Genomic DNA, 19,636 nt, shown 5'->3' with positions numbered 1-19,636 from the left:
ATTCTACATTATTTGAATGCATCCTTCACTACGAGTTTGCCGAGCGTATCACGCTGCCCCGCCAACTTGCCATCTACCCATACCTGCAAGCCCTTGCCCACATGATAACGGGAACCGTCCTGGTCATAGAGGATGGTGAGGTCGTGACCATGATAACGCACCTTGTCAAGACAGAAGTACTGCCATTTGCCGGCTGGGATGATAGGACGCACCTCGATGGTCTGATCGGCACGAGGACGAAGACCCACGATGCCGGTGATGATGAGATCGCAGAAGGTAGAATGGTTGTAATATCTGCTGCGCTCCTGATCGCCCTTCAACCAGTAACCAGTGGTTTCATCAAGATACTCACCGATGTAAGGTTTGCCACGCATGCTCTGACTCTGCACATACTTCTCCATCTCATTGAAGTAAAGGCTGTCCATATCGAGACTACCTTTTGAAGAAGCTGCGAGGGCAGATGGCTTCACCTGATAATTATTGATGAAATTCGCCATCGCTGTCAGGGTCTGGGCGGTAGCAAAAGGCCAGATGGCACCATCCCACTCGCACTTTCCTACTCCATGAGAGCGGAACTGCGGATGGCGGCGCTCTGCGGTGGTTTGTCCGTAAGGAGCAGAGAAGCCCTTGCTGTCTGCTGCCTGTTTCCATGCCTCAGCAAACTTCGCCTCATCAGCAGGGAGATTGAAATACCAAGGCAGGAAACCGATTGCCTCGCGCACCTTTGCTGATACTGCAGCATCGCCACTAGGCTGGAAACTTCTCTTCGTGGCTACCTCCTTCGCCTCGCCGGCATTCGGCTTATACACCTCGAAGAACTGATGGTCGGCATCCCAGAGCTGGGTTTCTACCAGATGCTTCAGAGTATCTGCCTTAGCCTCATACTTCCTAGCCAAGTCCTGATAGCCGATGGTCTTTGCCATCTGGGCGATGCCCATTGCATTGCCATACATATAACTGTTGATGCTAGGACGGGCATTCTTTTCTCTTCTGCCGCCACTGATGGTCTCTTCCATCGCATCACGCACATCATACTGCCAGTAGAGTCCGTTGCTCCAGCGGTGGTCATCCCACAGCTGATACTCCTTGTCCAGGTCGTTCAACAACGACTTAAACTCCTTCCAGTTACCGTCTACGAGATAGCGCTCCCAGATAGAGGCAGGCATCCAACTGCTATAGAAATTGATCTTAGCCATCGGCTTGCCACCATTGCCATGATACCAGGTATTCAAGATGCCGTCGAGATACTTTCCATCACGAATCCAACGACTCTCGTGGATATGATGTCCCACTCCAGAGGCGATGAGATTGTACTTGTCGGCATAGCTGCGAGGAACGAGAAACTCGGTCATCGCATAGCCTACAGGTGTATTTTCGATATGCTTGCGGAGCGTCCACCAGCGGAAATAATACATCTCCTCGAAGTTGCGCTGCGGACAGTCGAAGAGGGGCACATTCTGCTTCATCCAGTCCCATGCCTGCGCATTCGGGATGGCAGAAGCATGGAGAACCTCCGGCTCCATTGCATTGAAATCGTCTACATAATGCTTGTAATCTGCGATCTTGAGCACAGCCGAACCGGCATCAGCACCTAGACTCACGGTCTTGACATGAGCGATGCGGTAGAGGGCGGTGGTATCGGTATCACCGGCATGCTCCAAAGTACCGAACCAGTCGGCAGGAGTGTCGATGGTAGGGAAGGTACGGAGGTCGCCGGTACGGAAACGGATACGCTCTATCTGATGCACAGGTGCGTAGAAGATGCGTTTGGTACTCTTGCTCTGCAATGCCTTGCCATCTGCATCGAGTGTGCTCACGGTGAGGTTGAGTTGGCGGTGCTGGATATCCAATGTAGCTTCGAAACGATAGGTCTGGTCAGCCTGATAAGGCATCACATTGCCATATCTCGCTCCGTTCTTCACACGTATCATTCCTTCTTTGTTCAGTTCGATGCGGGTGCAGGCGATGCCCTTCTCATCGAGGAATTCAATCTGCAGGGAACCGTTGCGGGTCTGAGCTGCCTGCACATCGAAGGATGCCTTCAGGTAGGAAGAAGCTGGAATCTTGCGCTCTACACAGGCATAGTCGAACGGATCTTCATCCTTCAGTTCGAGCCACTCCTGACGGAGTGAAACCGGCGCCATCAGCGGAGAATAGATATTCCAGGTCTTGAGATCGCCGAGTTTCTGATACTGAGCGAAATCATCATCGGCATGGGCAGTAGCCACGGTCTTTACCGGAACGGGTACATGCGCCACCCAGATATCTTCCTTGTTCATGGAATAGCTCACCCACATATCAGAATCCTTAGGAACGCCATTGCCTTCCTGGATGCCACGGACATACTGCGGACCACGACTCTTATAGTTGCCACCGTATCTCATCGGTGGTACTTCGCCACAAATCAGATTCAGCGTTTTATATTCCAATCCGTCACCACTCAGCGAGATGCCCAGCGGCCAGCGGTATTCAGACGGATTGTAGACGGTGGCATAGGTACCATCACTCAACCGCTGTCCCCAGATTTTGGCATTGCTGTTGACGAATCCCAGGGCACGGTTGGTAGTGGTATAGGTGTTGCAGCCATCCAAGCTCAGCGAGGTAAGGGCATGCTTCCACAGACTGGCTATTCTGCCATCCGGCAGGGTATAGTCGCAATAAGCCTTGTAACCATTGTTGACAGGTATCAGCTTTTCGCCTCTATCTGCCTCTTCCACCCATTGCATGCGGTAACGTGGGTTGGCAAGGATTTCCTCGCAAGCCGCTCTTACCGCCTTGGATGCTTTTTTATAATTAGGATAATCGGTATTCTTCTCATTGAATCCGTGGTTGTAATAGATAAAATAGATAGGTCCGAGCGAACCGTCTTTCTTCACCTCTCTCACCACACGGCCGATGCCGTTGCCATCGTTCGGGTCGTCCTTCCGGTCCAATGCCACACCATAGTTTCCGGTAGCCAGGAGGATGCCGCCCTTGGATACATACCAGCCCACACGCTGGTGCATGATTGCCTTCAATGGTTTCTGCTTGTAGACATCAGGATATTGCAGTTCCGGTTTCGGCTGGTATTTCGCCTTTCTGAAATCGGCTGGCACATCATATTCAGGGAAGAGAATCTGTGGCTGGCTCCAGTTATATCCGTCCTCAGAAACCTGCATCAGGGTTCTCGATGGGGGTACATGCTCCTCAGCAGGATCGCTCAGGAAATGCATGTAGAACTTGCCATTCCAATACGCCATCATCGGCTGGTGGTTATAGGTCCAGCCCCCGCCATTTGCCTGAGAAGGATGCTCGCGGTTGGCACGGAGCGTCTGGATATTGTGAACTCCTACCACTGGCGACAAGGCTCCGTCATGACGAGACGGATCTGCCATCGTGGTTCCGGTATAGTGGATGCGGTCCTGCTCCAGCAAAGCATTCACGATGCGTTCCGGAGCACGGAAGATGGTGCCGTGCTTGTGGTTCTTCGGCACACTCACCTGCTGGCTCACATCGGTGAAATGAACGAAATCCTTGGTAAAATGAGCGCCGAAATCGAAGAGGCGGTAACGATCGTAATAAATGAGATAACCATTGCCCAGCGGACTGTTCTTAGGCAGTTTGACGGTGGTTGGTCCTTCCATGAAATTGCCGGTGAACGGTTCAGAAGCCTTGCTCCACGGTCCCATCGGGTTCTTGGCAAAAGCCACCTTGATATTGCGGGCATTGCGGGTATTATCCTTCAATACCATCACATAATCGTTCTTACCACGCTTCAGCAGAGTGGCATCTATGCAACTGAATCCCGGATCTATCAGGAGCTTGCCCTTGGTCCATGTCTTAAAATCCTTGGTTACGGAATAGTAGAGACGGTGATTGTTCTTCTCGTCTTCGATACCCAGGGCGAAGTGCTGGCTAGGCACACACGATGCCCATACCACCATTGCCTGGTGGCGGTCTTCATCCCAGAAGAGTTCCGGTGCCCATACGTTCACCGTGGTAGGATCGTCCATCACCTCGATGAATTTCGGTTCGCTCCAATGCATCAGGTCGCGACTCTCGGCATAACCGAAGCCACGGTCGCCCCGCCAGCTGCTGGTCCATACCAGATGGAACACACCGTCTGGGGTATGGATGATGGAAGGGTCGCGCATCACTTTCTGCTTGCCTACCTTAGGAGCCAGGAAGGTGCCCGGAATACTGTCCCAATGGACAGCATCCCTACTATAGATGAACCGCAAGCCGTCGGTTGCCGGCTCGTGGAAAGAGGTTGACACATAAAGATCCTGTGCCTGGACTGCAAAGCCCAAGGACAGCAACCATAAGATGATGAACAGTTTATTCTTTATCTTTATCATTGTTCTAGAGTTTGTTTCTAATGATTATAGAATAAAGACGCAAGACGCTCCGTTTTGTAACGTCACTATTTAAAAATAAGTTAAACATTTTGGCTGTTTTGCCATAATGTTGTACTTTTGCATCATTATGAATAGTATTTTAGACCAAGACATCATGTTCCTGCCGGGGGTAGGACCCAAGAAGAAAGAGATACTGAGCAAGGAGCTCGGCATCAACTCTTATAGTGACCTGCTGGAATACTATCCATATAAATATGTAGACCGCTCCAAGGTTTTCCACATCAGCGAACTCAATGCCGACATGCCCTTTGTACAACTCAAAGGCAAGATACTCAGCTACGATGAGATAGATACCGGCAAGCGCAACAAGCTGCTGGTAGCCCATTTCTCAGACGGCTACGGTGTGGCTGACCTCATCTGGTATCGCGGTGCCCAATACATCATGAAGACCTATAAGGTGGGAACCGAATATCTCGTTTTCGGAAAGCCAACCGTCTTCAACGGCAGATTCCAGTTTACCCATCCCGATATGGACGATGCCACCAATCTCCAGATTTCAGAGATGGGCATGCAGCCCTACTACTCGCTTACCGAGAACCTGAGAAAGCGCGGCTACACCTCACGTTCCATAGAGAAGATGACCAAGCAGTTGGTCACCATCCTTCCTCCTCTTCCCGAAACGCTGCCCAGCCATATCGTAGACCGTCTGCATCTGGTTTCGCGCGATGCAGCCATCCGCATGATTCATTATCCGCATTCCCATCAGGAGATGCAGAAAGCACAGGTACGCCTTAAATTTGAGGAACTCTTCTATGTGCAGCTTAATATAATAAGGTATGCCACCGACCAGCGCCGCAAGTTCAGGGGCTATGTCTTCAACCGCATCGCTGACATCTTCAACGGGTTCTATGCCCATCATCTGCCTTTCGAACTGACAGGAGCACAGAAACGGGTGATGCATGAAATCAGAGCCGATATGTGCAGCGGCAGACAGATGAACCGTCTTCTGCAGGGTGATGTAGGTTCAGGCAAGACGCTCGTGGCTCTCATGACCATGCTCATTGCGCTGGACAACGGTTATCAGGCATGTATGATGGCACCTACCGAAATTCTTGCCGAGCAGCATCTGCAAACCATCTGCGACTTTCTGCAGGGAATGGACATCCGGGTAGAACTGCTCACTGGCATCGTAAAGGGAAAGAAGAGAGAAAAGATTCTTGCCGACCTGGCTACGGGCGACATCCAGATTCTGGTAGGCACCCATGCCATCCTCGAAGACCCGGTGGTTTTCAGAAGATTAGGCGTAGCCGTCATCGATGAGCAGCATCGTTTCGGTGTGGCGCAGAGAGCCAAGTTGTGGAACAAGAGCGAGAATCCGCCTCATATCCTCGTGATGACCGCCACTCCTATCCCCCGCACCCTCGCCATGACCATTTATGGTGACCTGGACGTGAGCGTGATTGATGAACTGCCACCGGGCAGAAAACCGATACAGACGCTACATAAGTTTGATACCCAACTCACCAGTCTCTATCAGAGCATCCGCCGCCAGATTAATCTCGGCAGACAGGTATATATCGTCTTTCCGCTGATCAAAGAAAGTGAAAAGAGTGACCTGAAGAACCTGGAAGAAGGTTACGAAACGCTGAAACAGGCATTCCCGGAGTTCAAGTTGAGTAAGATTCATGGCAAGATGAAATCTGCTGAAAAGGAGGTAGAGATGGAGCAGTTTGTAAAGGGCGAAACACAGATTCTCGTTGCCACCACCGTAATAGAAGTAGGTGTAAATGTGCCCAATGCTTCTGTGATGGTTATCCTGGATGCACAGCGCTTCGGTCTCTCCCAGTTGCACCAGCTGCGAGGCCGTGTAGGAAGAGGCTGCGACCAAAGCTACTGCATTCTGGTAACCAACTATAAGCTTTCAGAAGAAACCCGCAAACGCATTGATATCATGTGCGATACGAACGACGGTTTCCGTATCGCCGAGGCCGACTTAAAACTCCGTGGTCCCGGCGACTTGGAGGGAACGCAGCAGAGCGGCATGGCTTTCGACCTGAAGATAGCGAATATTGCCAGAGACGGTCAGCTGGTACAACTGGCACGCACAGAAGCACAGGAAATCATCGACAACGATCCCGAATGCAATGCTCCTCACAACGCCCTGCTCTGGAACCGCCTCAGGGATTTGAAGAAAACCCATATCAACTGGGCAGCCATCAGCTAAAACAGCAAGCAAGAGCAGTTCCTGCTATCAGAAAGCAAGGCTAAAAGGTGGCTTCAGCTATCAAGCAGCCTCACCCCCGTTCCAGGCGATTCCATCGCCTGTCCCAAAAGTAAAAAGTATAATTATGGATAGAAGAAGAAAGCCGGCTATCAGGGAGCCGCGACCAGAAATATCCCTGGAAGAAATGAGAGCCATTCTCGAAAACATTACAGAAATAGAAAGCGCAACAGGCATCAGATACGTCAAACTGCATGTCACGGCAAAGATGATTATCGGTATCAGAGAGTCATCGGGTAAGGAATTTACCATCAATCTCAACGACCTCTACCGCGCTTATCAGGAATGCCTCAGATTCACCAGTCCGGAGGTAAAAAAGTATATTTTCATGGGGCATTCTCCTGCCGTGGCTCTGTTGAGAATGCTACAAAATCATGAAACGTGCTAAAAGTCAACTCCTTGCATCTTATTTTCCTAATGTAAGTTAAAAATAAGGCTAGGGCGTTAAATATCGCCCTTTTGGCTTTAACAACTTTGGTTTTTTGAAGTATTTTTGTTATATTTGCAACGTCTACATAACAAAATCGCTGTATGAAGGCATTTGCCTTAGTGGTTTTTGCAGAGTTTTTTGTATGATTCTGCGCTGTTGACACGAACCTAAAAAAGAAAATAGAAAAAGTAGTATGAGTTTAAAAAAGAGTATAAAGAAAATTTCGGTCGTTGCATTGTTGGCGCTAACAGTTTCTCCCGTTTGCGGACAAGATCTGTTGGCAAGACAGGCACCTGTAGACCACAGAATGAAATCGCTCGACACACTCGCTGTGTCGCATTATCGAATGATTGAAGACAGAGAGAACCCTGCAGCCGAGCTGTATGAGGATTTCTCTAACAAGTACGCTCACAGGGCTACAACCTTGCCTGAGCACTTCCGCATCGATCTCCGTCATTTCTGCATGCCAACTCCTAGTCGCGTTGTCACAAGTAACTTCGGTTACCGTGCTAGCTTTGGCCGCCAACATAAAGGTATGGACATCAAGGTTTATATTGGCGACTCAATCCGCTCAGCCTTTTCAGGCAGAGTTCGCATCGTAAGATATGAAGGTGGTGGTTACGGTAAGTACATCGTGATTCGTCACAACAACGGTTTGGAGACTATCTATGGTCACCTCTCTAAGCAGCTCGTTACTGAGGGCGAAGAGGTAAGAGCCGGCGATGTGATTGGCTTGGGTGGTAACACGGGTAGAAGTACCGGTTCGCATCTCCACTTTGAGACCCGTCTCTGTGGTGTGGCTCTGAACCCGGCACTCTTCTTCGACTTCCGCAACCAGGACGTTACAGGCGACTTCTACAGTTTTAACCGTGATACCTACGAAAGCGAATCAGCTGATGCCAATGCTGCCCGCGGCAAGGTTGGCAACGGCGGTTACACCAGAGAGCAGGTTAACGGCGGCGAAGCGGGAAGATACAACGAATTGCCTGCTGGCCACGAGAAGCTCTACCACAAGGTGAAGCCAGGCGAAACGCTTAGTTCTATCGCTGAAAAGCGTGGCGTAACTGTAGAGCAGATTTGCAGACTCAACGGCTACCGCAAAGACAAGAAGGTTAGTGTAGGACAGATTATCAGATACGTATAAAAGAATAAACTCAAAAAAAAGGAGGGTGTGTCATAAATTAATGACATACCCTCTTTTTTCAGACCTTTATTTTCGCGATTCCCCGGCATTACAAGATGCCGAAGAGTCGCAATACATCGTTCAGATTGGCCACAACAAGCAGAAGAATCAGTATGCCGAAACCAATATACTCAGCACGCTCCATGAACTTATTGCCCGGTTTGCGGCCTGTGATAATCTCATAGAGAAGGAAGAACACATGTCCACCATCAAGAGCAGGGATAGGAAGAATGTTCATGAAGGCAAGAATGATACTCAGGAACGCTGTCATAAGCCAGAATGCATGCCAATCCCATACAGATGGGAAGAGACTGCCCAGCGCACCGAAACCACCCAGACTCTTGGCACCTTCCTTAGAGAAGACATACTTCATATCGCCCACATAACCGGCCAAGACATTCCAGCCGTATTTGATGCCGGCAGGGAAACTCTCGAAGAAGCCATAGTTGACATGAGTAATCTTATAATCAAGCATGACAGGATGATTGTAGAAACCAAACTTCACACCCTCTTCGGTAGACTTCAGAAGAACACTCGATTTGACGGTATCGCCAGAAGCCTTGAGATAAGTAACCTGAGCAGTAAGTGCTCTGGCACTATCCTGCGGCGTCTCAGCCGAAGCAAGCACATCCTCTACTCTGCCCAATTCTATCTGAAATTCGTTGAAAGAGACTACCTTTTTATTATTAATAGCAAGAATCTTATCACCCTTTGCCAAACCGAGTTTGCTGGCAGGCGAATCCTTCATCACACTATCAATCTGCAGCGGTACATACACATCAACGAAGCGAGGACTGCTCTTAATCATACTGAGCATGTCGAGATCGCCAGGCAGATAAAGCGTCACCGGTTTGCCCTGACGGATGATATTGACCAGCTTAGCCTCAGAGAGATTACGATACAGATCGCCATCAAAGGTCTTGAACTCACCCAGATCGGTGCTTACCAGAATATCCTTGTCCTGGAAACCCAAAGCCTTTGCCTCGGTATTGAACTTCATACCATAACTCATATCGCGGGTAGCAACATAATTGTCGCCCCAATGGAACAGAATCATGGAATAGATGAAGAGAGCCAGCACGAAGTTAACCAGCACGCCACCTATCATGATGAGCAGGCGCTGCCATGCCGGTTTGCTGCGAAACTCGTATGGCTGTTCCGGCTGTTTCATCTGTTCGGTATCGAAACTTTCATCTATCATACCCGAAATCTTGCAATATCCTCCGAGCGGCAACCATCCCAAACCATAGGTAGTATCCGAATTCTTTGGCTTGAACTCGAAGAGATGGAACCAAGGGTCGAAGAACAGATAGAACTTCTCCACTCTTACACCAAAGAGTTTGGAGAAGAAGAAGTGTCCACCCTCATGGAGCAACACTAAGATGGAAAGCGACAGCATCAGCTGCAACGCTTTAATCAAAAATACTTCCATTTATTTACTTTGAACTTTGAACTTGGAACTTTGAACTTTATGATTAGCCCTATATCCTATGTTCATTTTAACTATTAACTATAAACTATTAACTATAAACTATTACTTGTGCATCAGCTCCGTAGCTATGCGGCGAGCCTCAGCATCGGTCTGCAGATAGACATCGAGGTCGGGATTACTATCGAAAGTAGCCTTCGCCATCGTCTTTTCGATGATATCAGCCATCTGAAGGAAGCCACACTCACCTTTGCGGAAGCCGGCATTCACTATCTCGTTGGCAGCATTCACGATACATGACATATTACCACCCTTTCTGATGGCATCGAAAGCCAGTTGCAGACACTTGAACTTCTGATAGTCGGGCTTGAAGAACTGCAAATCCTGCGTCTTGAAGAGGTCGAGACGATCGCCATTCAGATGCAGACGCTGAGGGAAAGAGAAGGCATACTGGATAGGCAGACGCATATCTGGCACCCCCAACTGAGCCTTGACAGCACCATCAACAAACTGAACGGCACTATGCACAACGCTCTGCGGATGGATAAGCACCTCTATCTTGTCAGCCGGAACCCCAAAGAGCCATTTAGCTTCTGTCACCTCGAAGCCCTTGTTCATGAGCGAAGCCGAATCGATGGTTATCTTGGCGCCCATATCCCAGGTAGGATGCTTGAGGGCATCTGCAGCAGTCACTTTCTCCAACTGCTCGTGGGTATAATTACGGAAAGGACCACCCGAACAGGTCAGGAGAATCTTCTCTACCTCGTTGTCGCCCTCACCCACCAGACTCTGGAAGATAGCACTATGCTCGCTGTCAACAGGGAGGATAGGCACATGATATTCCTGTGCAAGATTGCAAATCAGTTCACCCGCTACCACCAGCGTTTCCTTGTTGGCAAGACATATCTTCTTACGCGCCTTGATGGCATGGATGGTTGGTTCCAGGCCCGAGAAGCCTACCATGGAAGCCAGCACCATATCGATAGGCTCAGCCTGTACGATATCGCAAAGCGCATGAGCACCGGCATAAACCTTGATATCAGGCTCATCACTGAGCATATCCTTCAGCTCCTCGTAACGAGCCTCATTGGCTATGACCACAGCAGCCGGATGGAACTTGCGAGCCTGCTCGGCAAGTTCCTGCACTCGGTTGTTGGCGGTGAGGCAATACACCTCGTAAAGGTCACTGTGCTGCTCGATGACATCAAGCGCCTGTGTACCGATACTTCCCGTAGAACCGAGAATACATATCTGTTGTTTCTTCATATTTCTTCACTTTATAAGTCGAGCAATCCTTCCGGAATCGCCATTCTGATTTCTTTCTTTTCAGCGCTCACCTCTTCGATGAGGTCGTTGCTGGCAGGGATGAGGATTTCATCACCTGCATCGGTTGTTACCTCGAAAAGAAGGTTGAGGGTAGAATCGTCTACATGTTCTATGGTACCTACCACCTTGCCGCTTACAGCATCTACCAGATGGAAACCGATGATTTCTGCCCAGCTCATGTTCTCTTCATCACTGTCAGAGAGATGACGTGGGAAGAAAACCTCGCAACCGGTATAGTTGCGTGCCTGCTCCTGGGTATCGATATCCTCAAACTTCACGAGCACATTCTCATCGTTCTTAAAACGATATTCCTCTAAATAGAAAGGCACGAGGATGCCATCGATGTCGAGTACCAGGTACTCGGCATCTACACGGTCGAAAACATCATCTGTAATGGCGAAAGTAATCTCGCCCTTCACGCCATGAGGTTTTCCCAACTTTCCTATCTTATATACTTCGTCGCGTCTAATCATATTACTTGGAAGTTTGAATTTTGAACTTTGAACTTTATGATTAGTAAAGCCGTTGAATTCTTCACTCTTCGTTCTTCACTCTTCACTTATCTAGTCACTGACACGGGTAATCTTGGCACCCAGCGCATTAAGGCGATGCTCGATATCCTCATAACCACGGTCTATCTGGGCAATATTGGCAATGCGGCTGGTACCGTTGGCACTCATGGCAGCAATCAGCAGGGCTATACCGGCACGAATATCAGGACTGGTCATTCTGCCAGCACGCAGTTTGATCTTATGGTCATGACCAACCACCACAGCACGGTGAGGATCACAGAGAATGATCTGCGCACCCATATCAATCAGTTTATCCACGAAGAAGAGGCGGCTCTCGAACATCTTCTGATGGAAGAGGACGCTGCCGCGAGCCTGGGTAGCCACTACGAGGAGCACGGAGAGAAGGTCAGGAGTGAGTCCTGGCCAAGGGGCATCGGCAAGCGTCATAATGGTGCCGTCAATAAATGAATCGATGACATAATGTTTCTGTTCTGGAATCACAAGGTCATCATCCTCTATCTTTATCTTCACTCCCAGGCGGCGGAATGCATCAGGAATAATACCCAAATCCTTGACAGACACATTCTTGATGCGCACACCTTCGCCACACATTGCCGCCATGCCGATGAACGAACCAACCTCAATCATATCAGGCAAGATGCGATGCTCGGCACCATGCAGTTTATCAACACCCACGATGGTGAGCAGGTTGCTGGCGATGCCGCTGATCTGAGCACCCATCGCATTGAGCAGATGGCAGAGCTGCTGGATATATGGTTCGCAAGCTGCATTATAAATGGTGGTAGTGCCCTTTGCCAATACTGATGCCATGATGATATTGGCGGTACCGGTAACCGAAGCCTCATCGAGCAACATATAGCAGCCCTTCAGCTTCTTTGCCTGTATCTGGTAAACATTACGCTCATCATCGTGAACGAAGTTGGCGCCCAGATACTTGAAGCCCAGGAAGTGGGTATCCAGACGGCGACGACCTATCTTATCGCCACCCGGCTGAGCTATGGTAGCCTTGCCACATCTACCGAGCAGCGGACCTATCATGAGCACACTACCACGAAGAGAAGAACATTTCTTCACAAACTCCAGACTGTCGAGATAATCGAGTTTCAACTCATCACTTTGGAATGTATAGTCGTGACGACTGTGCTTGGTTACCTTGACACCTATCTCCTGGAGCAACTTAATCAGGTTGTTCACATCCAGGATGTCCGGCACGTTGGTGATGCGCACAGGCTCGTCGGTAAGGATTGTGGTACAGATAACCTGCAGGGCCTCGTTCTTGGCGCCCTGAGGTGTGATAGTACCTTTGAGCGGATGACCGCCCTCTATGATGAAAGACTCCATAAGCTTGTCTACTATATATAATAATGTGGATTACTTTTTCTTCTTATTATTATTTACATTCTTAGGCTGTGCCTCAATCTTCTCGAAAACGAAAGTATCGAGATCGAGCTGGATGTTGCCATCGGTAAAACGTGCCAGATCGGAAGCTACCTTGGCTACATCACTGGAGCCATGGCTCCAGGTTACCAGGTCGCGATGCATCTGGTTGGCAGTAAGCTCCACGAGTTTATCGCGCTCCTCACTTGGTTCCATCGTCTTCAGCTTTTCAAAAATCTCGAAGAGCATAGCTCCATAATGGCGCACCGGGATGTGCTGCATAGGATATGGCAAAGGCTCCGGCCTGGTTGCTATCTTCACAGCATCCGATACATCATAAGGGAAATCGATGTCGAGCTGGAAATTGCTCATGATGGCAAGCTGGTCCCAGAGTTTCTGCTCATGGTCCTCTACCCCTCTGTTCTCAGGGAACATACGGTCCATGACTGCAATAATGGTCTCTGCACAGCGCTGGCGCTCTTCACGGTCGGTAAGCGTCAGACAATGGTCTACCATCTGCTGAATCTCACGGCCATACTCAGGCAGAATGAGCTTAGCTCTCTGGGTATTATAGTCTAATCCTTCTATATTCATTCTTACAATATTTTATATAATCAATAATTCTAGAGCAGTTTCTTTGGCATCTTAGCCACGAAATCCTTGAGATAGAAAGGCACGAAATATGCCACATCTTCGAATTTGCCCTCTACAAAACGCTTCTCTGCCAGCGGAGCCATATACTTAGCCAAAGGCTCAATGCCCTCTACGAGGTGAGCATTCGGATGGTTGATGGTTTCCATACACTTGGCAGCGCCATTTCCGAAGAAGTACACATGATGCTGGTCCAGATATTCCTTGTAGGTATCAGCATCCACAATATCAGCCTGAATAGGGCGAACCACCTTCAGGGCGCGGTCGAGCACTTCGGCATATACCTCCATGCGGCGGGCGTCGAGCATAGGTACGATGAGGGCGTCTTCCTCCTCAGGATGTTCGCCAAGCAATACAGGCACTGCCATCAGTTCGAGTGTTGGAACAGCGATGAGTTTCACACCACGACCATAACAGATGCCCTTCGCCATACTCACACCGATACGCAATCCGGTATAGGAACCCGGACCACAACTTACCGCCACAGCCTCCAGCGGAAGACCATGAGAATCGAGGAAATCAAGAGCCTCATCCACAAACACACCCAACTTAACAGCATGGTTAGGACCTGTGTGATCTTCCTGGTTGAAAATCACCTGTCCACTATCACTAATTGCCACTGAGCACACGTCCGTACTCGTCTCAATATTCAAAATACACGACATAATTAAAAAATATATTCTTAAATAAGGTGCAAATATACTCATTTTCTCGCTTTTTTTTGTACTTTTGCAGAAATTTAACGCGAAAGATTATATGATACAGTCAATGACAGGCTTCGGAAAAGCTACCGCGGCCTTTAAAACAAAGAAGATTAATGTAGAGATAAAGTCATTAAATAGCAAGACGCTTGACCTCTCTACTCGTATTGCTCCGCTCTATAGAGAGAAGGAGATGGAAATCCGTCAGTATATCTCTAAAAATCTAGAAAGAGGCAAGGTTGACTTCGCCATCTGGATTGATAAGGATGCTACTACAGATGCCACTCCTATCAACGCGGCACTTGTACAGAATTATTACCAGCAAATCAAGAAGATTTCGGCTGAAACAGGCATTCCAGAGCCAACCGACTGGTACAGCACTCTGTTGCGTCTTCCTGATGTAACAACGAAGACGGATGTGGAAGAATTGAGCGATGAGGAGTGGGAAGTGGCAAAAAATGCAATTTGCGAGGCTGTGAACCATCTCGTAGCCTTCCGTAAGCAGGAAGGAGCCGCTCTCCAGAAGAAATTTACTGAGAAGGTGGATAACATCCAGGCGCTCCTTGCCAGCATCGAACCATACGAGAAGGCTCGCGTGGAGAAAATCAGACAGAACATCGTTAACGGCCTGCAGCAGATTCCGAATGTGGATTACGACAAGAACCGCCTGGAGCAGGAACTCATCTACTACATCGAGAAGCTCGACATCAGCGAGGAGAAGCAGCGCCTTGCCAACCACCTGAAGTATTTCCGCGAGACCATGAATGAGGAAGATCATGGTGTAGGAAAAAAACTCGGTTTCATCGCACAGGAAATGGGACGCGAAATCAACACCACCGGCTCTAAGAGCAACCAGGCTGAGATGCAGAACATCGTGGTGAAGATGAAGGACGAACTGGAGCAGATCAAGGAGCAGGTGCTGAATGCTCTTTAATAAAGTGAAGAACGAAGAGTGAAAAGTGAAGAATTCATTTGCTTTACTAATCATAAAGTTCAAAGTTCAATATTCAAAGTTCAAAGTAAAATGAAGAACGGATTGTTAATTTTCAGCGCCCCATCGGGCAGCGGTAAGAGCACAATAGTAAACTGGCTGATGAAAGAGCACCCAGAATTGAAGCTGGCTTTCTCTATCAGCTGCACCTCTCGTGCTCCGCGCGGTACAGAACAGAATGGTGTAGAGTATTTCTTCCTCTCTCCAGAGGAATTCAAGGCTAAGATTGAGGCTGACGAGTTCCTGGAGTATGAGGAGGTTTACCAGGACAGATTCTACGGCACCCTGAAGTCACAGGTAGAAAACCAGCTTGCCAAGGGCGAGTCGGTGATTTTCGATGTTGACGTGAAGGGTGGTGTAAACATCAAGAAGTTTTATGGCGAGCGTGCCTTGAGCATCTTTGTCCAGCCACCTTCGGTAGAAGAATTGCGCCGCCGTCTGGTTGGCCGCAATACTGATGCGCCTGAGGTTATCGAGCAGCGCCTTGCCAAGGCAAGCTATGAGCTGACCTTTGCCCCTCAGTTTGACCACGTGGTCGTAAACGATGACTTGGAGAAGGCTGAGCAGGAGGTTTATCAACTCGTCAAGACCTTCCTAGACGCAGAGTAAGAAATGAAGAAGGTAGGAATCTTTGGCGGTAGCTTCAACCCCATACATACGGGCCATATCGCATTGGCGAAAAGCCTTTGCGAGAAGGTCTGCCTGGATGAGGTGTGGTTCATGGTTTCGCCCATGAACCCATTCAAGAAGACCGCTACCGACTTGCTCGATGACCAGCTGCGCCTGGAAATGGTAGAGAAAGCGCTGGAGCACGAGCCACAACTGAAGGCATGCGACTACGAGTTCCGCCTGCCTAAGCCATCTTATACCTGGCGCACACTGCAAGCCATCAGCAAGGATTACCCCAAAAACGAGTTCACCCTGCTGATTGGTGGTGACAACTGGGCTGCTTTCGACAAGTGGTACCACCACGACGACATCCTAGCCCACTATCCCATCGTGGTTTATCCGCGCCAGGGAGCCTGCATTGGCAATGTGCCAGAAGGCGTTACCATCGTAGAAACTCCACTGCTCAACATCAGCAGCACGGAAATCAGAAAGCGTATCAAAGAGGAGGAAAGCATCAAGGGAATGGTGCCGGAATGCATCGAGCAACTGGCTGTCAGAAACTACAGGCAGCTCTAGGCATCCCTCTCTCCGAAACCGCTTTAAATCATATTTAAACAACAAACAGCAAAAAATGAGTTGGAAAGAAATCATTAAGAAGTGTCTGAACGTGGCTTCTGCGCCGATTCGCAGAAATGCCAACTTCTTTGTGTTCATGTACCTGCTGGGCATGATCAGTTCTATCGTGACTACACCAGCCAAGGGGACTTTATACGACAATCTGTTCCTGGAACTCTTTGTCGACCTCTATGTTGTGTGTGCCGTTGTCGCCATCTTCCCCAAAAAGGTGCGCTGGGGTCTGCGTGCCGTACTATACCTTATATTATATAGTACAGCTGCCGCCGACACCTATTGCTACGTGAATTTCGGCTCTACGCTCAACCCTTCTATGCTGATGCTGGTGGGCGAGACCAACAGTTCGGAGGCTAGCAGTTTTCTCTCAGCCCTCATCTCTGCCGAGGTTCTCTTCAGTAGTGTGGGCTGGATCCTGCTTCTGGCTCTCATCCAGATTCTCATCGCCATCTTCCGCAAGCGACTCATCAAGCTATACGTTTTCATCATTACCGTTCTGGAGTTGGCTTCTGTCAAGAAACGGCTGATGGCTATCCCCCGCATGACTGCAGCCATGCCTGCCAGTTTCGGAATCCTATGCCTCATCATCTTCATCATAGGATGCTGCACCTCCTGGCACAACAAGATGGCTTACCATAAACTCATGAACGGTAGAACGATAGGCGAAGTAGAGCATATTCTGACAGAAAAGGATCATGCTGTACTCTATCTGCCTGTCTACCGACTCCAGTTCAGTATCTATGCCAACCAGCTGGCTGCGCATCAGATTACCCAACTCATTCATGCTGCCCACGAAGTAAAGGTTGACAGCTGCAGCTACCGCTCGCCAAACATCGTGCTGATTATCGGCGAAAGCTTCGGCCGCCATCATTCCCAGCAGTACGGCTATTTTATGGATACTACTCCACAGCAGGTAGCCTTGGAGAAATCGCGCAAACTCACCAAGTTTACCGATGTGGTAACCTGCTGGAACCTGACCAGTTTCGTTTTCAAGAACATGCTCTCTACCCATGTGGTAGGCGAGAAAGGCGAATGGTGCGACTATCCGCTCTTCCCTGAAGTGTTCCGAAAGGCAGGCTACAACGTAACCTTCATCACCAACGAATTCCTGCCACAGGCAAAGGAGGCGGTTTACGACTTCAGCGGCGGTTTCTTCCTGAACAACCCGGAACTGAGCAAAATTCAGTTTGACCATCGCAACACCCAGCTCCACGATTTGGACGACGGATTGCTGAAGGATTACGATGACAGTCTGAAGAACTTCCAGAAGGAGCACAACCTCACCATCTTCCACCTGATGGGCCAGCATGTAAACTATAAGCAGCGCTACCGCACGAAGCAAGCCCGGTTCTGGGCAAGCAGTTATGAAGACAAACGTCCTGAACTGACCAATGCCCAGCGCAAGATGCTGAGTCATTACGATAACGCCACCCTCTACAACGACTCTATCGTAGCCCAGATTGTAAAGCGTTTCCAAAAGCAGGATGCAATCGTCATCTACGTGCCCGACCATGGCGAGGAATGCTATGAAGAGAACCGTGGCTTCATCTGCCGTAACCATTCTGCAGAAATCGACTGGCCGCTGGCTCACTATGAGTTTGAAATTCCGTTCTGGATATACTGTTCGCCAAAATATATCAGGAACCACCGCGACATTTACCGTCAGATACGCAAGGCTAAGGACAAGCGCTTCATGACCGATGCCCTGCCTCATCTCCTGCTGTATCTGGCTGGCATTGAGACACCTACCTACAAGGAGGAATATAACATCCTGAGTCCGAAATATGACGAGATGCGACCACGTATCCTCAAAAACTCAGCCGACTACGACAAACTTCGTGATGCGCATTTGGAAAAGATAAAAAAGGAAGAAAGTAAAAAGGTAAAAAAGAAAGAAAGGAGAAACTGATTATGAATAGTGCTATTCTATCACGCCCGGCATGCAATGCTCTGAGAGGACTCGCCATCATCGGCATCTTCTTGCATAACTACTGCCATTGGCTGGGACCTATTGTCAAGGAGAACGAGTATCAATACTTCCAGCACAATGTTGACTGGCTGAACCAGGTAATGGTCAGCATGGACCTCAACCTGCCTGTGCACCTGCTCTCGTTCTTCGGTCATTACGGTGTGCCCGTATTCCTCTTTCTGAGTGCTTACGGACTGGTGATGAAATATGAGGCTAAACCTCATCTCTCTACCGAACAGCAGACCAGAATGTACAACATCTCGGGCAAGAAACTTACAGGAAGCATCAACTGGCGCGAACTGCTCCACTTTATCCGCTATCACTATCTGAAGCTCTTCAAGATGATGATAGTAGGTTTCGTGGCATTCACGATGCTCGACCTTATCACGCCTGGCTCTCACCACTATGCAGCGCTCGACATTGTTGCGATGCTGGGCATGTTCAATAATGTATTGCCAAATCCGGATAACATTATCTGGCCGGGGCCGTACTGGTTCTTCGGTCTGATGCTGCAACTCTACATCGTCTATCGTCTGCTGCTCTATCGCCGCCATTGGGGATGGACCGTAGGATTGATGGCCATCTGCATCGGCATCCAGCTCATCCTGGGTTTTGACAATCCGGAGAGCGAAGTGATGAACCGCTACCGCTACAACTTTATGGGCAGCATGCTGCCATTCGGTTTGGGCATCCTCTATGCCCGCTATGGCGAGAAGATTCTGATGACCTTCCATTCGCCTATCACAAACTTCTTTGGCTGCATCTTCTGTCTGTCGCTTATCTACAGTCTGAGCGGCAGCATGGTTGGCTGGACCTTCGTGCCTTTCTTCTTCTGTTTGCTGAGCGTATTGGTAGCCGACCTACTCCAGAACATCAGCTGGTTATCAGGCATTTATAAGGTATTAGAGTGGATGGGAAGCATCTCCGCCGCTCTCTTCGTATGCCACCCTATCACCCGCAAGATATTCATCCCTATCAGCCGTCAGGGCGACATCTATGCCGGTCTGCTCCTCTACATCATATCGAGCATCTGCCTGGCATGGCTCTTCACCCAACTGATGAAGAAGATTCCCAACCCGAAGTATTGAGAGTGAAGAACGAAGAGTGAAGAGTGAAGAATTCAATAGCTATTGAAACTCACCCTTCGTTTTTCACCTCCATAACCAAAAAACAAACAAGAAGACAAGAG

The 19,636-nt window shown here is 49.1% G+C and carries 15 protein-coding genes; 8 read left to right on the top strand and 7 right to left on the bottom strand.

Features of this window, described 5'->3' with window-relative positions; all coding sequences use genetic code 11:
- Positions 1–8: 8 nt before the first annotated feature.
- Entirely contained in the window at positions 9–3,446 is a 3,438-nt protein-coding gene (locus RCO84_RS15295; RefSeq protein ID WP_445081699.1) for an MGH1-like glycoside hydrolase domain-containing protein, read from the bottom strand.
- 1,018 nt (positions 3,447–4,464) lie between these two features.
- Here RCO84_RS15295 and recG point away from each other — a divergent pair.
- The 3 genes from recG (at position 4,465) to RCO84_RS15280 (ending at position 8,192) form a co-directional block, all read left to right on the top strand.
- Positions 4,465–6,561, top strand: coding sequence for an ATP-dependent DNA helicase RecG (gene recG, locus RCO84_RS15290; protein WP_144154966.1), 2,097 nt, complete (start codon positions 4,465–4,467; stop codon positions 6,559–6,561).
- 124 nt (positions 6,562–6,685) lie between these two features.
- Positions 6,686–7,006: a hypothetical protein gene (locus tag RCO84_RS15285; protein WP_144154964.1), complete on the top strand. Its 321-nt coding sequence runs from the start codon at positions 6,686–6,688 to the stop codon at positions 7,004–7,006.
- Between the two features lie 235 nt (positions 7,007–7,241).
- Positions 7,242–8,192, top strand: coding sequence for a peptidoglycan DD-metalloendopeptidase family protein (locus tag RCO84_RS15280; protein WP_200756308.1), 951 nt, complete (start codon positions 7,242–7,244; stop codon positions 8,190–8,192).
- A gap of 88 nt (positions 8,193–8,280) precedes the next feature.
- On the opposite strand, the gene rseP is transcribed toward RCO84_RS15280, so the two are convergent.
- The 6 genes from rseP to tsaB form a co-directional block, all read right to left on the bottom strand.
- A complete protein-coding gene (gene rseP, locus RCO84_RS15275; protein WP_317585590.1) occupies positions 8,281–9,663 on the bottom strand; it encodes an RIP metalloprotease RseP in 1,383 nt (460 codons plus the stop codon).
- Positions 9,664–9,765: 102 nt separating this feature from the next.
- Entirely contained in the window at positions 9,766–10,926 is a 1,161-nt protein-coding gene (locus tag RCO84_RS15270) for a 1-deoxy-D-xylulose-5-phosphate reductoisomerase (protein WP_287839627.1), read from the bottom strand.
- 11 nt (positions 10,927–10,937) lie between these two features.
- On the bottom strand, positions 10,938–11,459 hold the full coding sequence (rimM, locus tag RCO84_RS15265) for a ribosome maturation factor RimM (RefSeq protein ID WP_117728768.1): 522 nt from the start codon (positions 11,457–11,459) through the stop codon (positions 10,938–10,940).
- 90 nt (positions 11,460–11,549) lie between these two features.
- A complete protein-coding gene (gene murA / locus RCO84_RS15260) occupies positions 11,550–12,860 on the bottom strand; it encodes a UDP-N-acetylglucosamine 1-carboxyvinyltransferase (protein ID WP_022121310.1) in 1,311 nt (436 codons plus the stop codon).
- A 30-nt stretch (positions 12,861–12,890) separates the two neighbouring features.
- A complete protein-coding gene (locus RCO84_RS15255) occupies positions 12,891–13,490 on the bottom strand; it encodes a DUF4290 domain-containing protein (RefSeq protein WP_317585589.1) in 600 nt (199 codons plus the stop codon).
- A gap of 29 nt (positions 13,491–13,519) precedes the next feature.
- A complete protein-coding gene (tsaB, locus tag RCO84_RS15250) occupies positions 13,520–14,212 on the bottom strand; it encodes a tRNA (adenosine(37)-N6)-threonylcarbamoyltransferase complex dimerization subunit type 1 TsaB (RefSeq protein ID WP_287860123.1) in 693 nt (230 codons plus the stop codon).
- Between the two features lie 91 nt (positions 14,213–14,303).
- Between tsaB and RCO84_RS15245 the strand changes: the two genes are divergently transcribed.
- From RCO84_RS15245 to RCO84_RS15225, 5 genes are all read left to right on the top strand, one after another.
- Complete coding sequence (locus RCO84_RS15245; RefSeq protein WP_200756315.1) at positions 14,304–15,182, top strand: YicC/YloC family endoribonuclease; 879 nt, start codon at positions 14,304–14,306, stop codon at positions 15,180–15,182.
- Between the two features lie 90 nt (positions 15,183–15,272).
- Positions 15,273–15,848 (top strand): guanylate kinase, encoded by a 576-nt coding sequence (gmk, locus tag RCO84_RS15240; protein ID WP_287829177.1) that lies wholly within the window; start codon positions 15,273–15,275, stop codon positions 15,846–15,848.
- 3 nt (positions 15,849–15,851) lie between these two features.
- Positions 15,852–16,424 carry a nicotinate (nicotinamide) nucleotide adenylyltransferase gene (nadD, locus tag RCO84_RS15235; RefSeq protein WP_287820273.1) on the top strand — a complete coding sequence of 191 codons (573 nt, stop codon included), beginning with the start codon at positions 15,852–15,854 and terminating at the stop codon, positions 16,422–16,424.
- A gap of 55 nt (positions 16,425–16,479) precedes the next feature.
- Positions 16,480–18,387 carry a phosphoethanolamine transferase gene (locus tag RCO84_RS15230; RefSeq protein ID WP_287820272.1) on the top strand — a complete coding sequence of 636 codons (1,908 nt, stop codon included), beginning with the start codon at positions 16,480–16,482 and terminating at the stop codon, positions 18,385–18,387.
- Positions 18,388–18,389: 2 nt separating this feature from the next.
- On the top strand, positions 18,390–19,535 hold the full coding sequence (locus RCO84_RS15225; protein WP_317585587.1) for an acyltransferase family protein: 1,146 nt from the start codon (positions 18,390–18,392) through the stop codon (positions 19,533–19,535).
- The last annotated feature ends 101 nt before the right edge of the window (positions 19,536–19,636 follow it).

Source organism: Segatella copri (genome assembly GCF_949820605.1).
Lineage (GTDB): Bacteria > Bacteroidota > Bacteroidia > Bacteroidales > Bacteroidaceae > Prevotella.
This window is presented reverse-complemented; position numbering and strand designations above follow the sequence as displayed.

Bases quoted from the DNA above. Each gene is read 5' to 3' on its own strand.
- rseP (WP_317585590.1), bottom strand. From the start codon at position 9,663: ATGGAAGTATTTTTGATTAAAGCGTTGCAGCTGATGCTGTCGCTTTCC.
- RCO84_RS15225 (WP_317585587.1), top strand. From the start codon at position 18,390: ATGAATAGTGCTATTCTATCACGCCCGGCATGCAATGCTCTGAGAGGA.
- nadD (WP_287820273.1), top strand. From the start codon at position 15,852: ATGAAGAAGGTAGGAATCTTTGGCGGTAGCTTCAACCCCATACATACG.
- rimM (WP_117728768.1), bottom strand. From the start codon at position 11,459: ATGATTAGACGCGACGAAGTATATAAGATAGGAAAGTTGGGAAAACCT.
- murA (WP_022121310.1), bottom strand. From the start codon at position 12,860: ATGGAGTCTTTCATCATAGAGGGCGGTCATCCGCTCAAAGGTACTATC.
- RCO84_RS15230 (WP_287820272.1), top strand. From the start codon at position 16,480: ATGAGTTGGAAAGAAATCATTAAGAAGTGTCTGAACGTGGCTTCTGCG.
- RCO84_RS15280 (WP_200756308.1), top strand. From the start codon at position 7,242: ATGAGTTTAAAAAAGAGTATAAAGAAAATTTCGGTCGTTGCATTGTTG.
- tsaB (WP_287860123.1), bottom strand. From the start codon at position 14,212: ATGTCGTGTATTTTGAATATTGAGACGAGTACGGACGTGTGCTCAGTG.
- RCO84_RS15255 (WP_317585589.1), bottom strand. From the start codon at position 13,490: ATGAATATAGAAGGATTAGACTATAATACCCAGAGAGCTAAGCTCATT.
- gmk (WP_287829177.1), top strand. From the start codon at position 15,273: ATGAAGAACGGATTGTTAATTTTCAGCGCCCCATCGGGCAGCGGTAAG.
- RCO84_RS15245 (WP_200756315.1), top strand. From the start codon at position 14,304: ATGATACAGTCAATGACAGGCTTCGGAAAAGCTACCGCGGCCTTTAAA.
- recG (WP_144154966.1), top strand. From the start codon at position 4,465: ATGAATAGTATTTTAGACCAAGACATCATGTTCCTGCCGGGGGTAGGA.
- RCO84_RS15285 (WP_144154964.1), top strand. From the start codon at position 6,686: ATGGATAGAAGAAGAAAGCCGGCTATCAGGGAGCCGCGACCAGAAATA.
- RCO84_RS15270 (WP_287839627.1), bottom strand. From the start codon at position 10,926: ATGAAGAAACAACAGATATGTATTCTCGGTTCTACGGGAAGTATCGGT.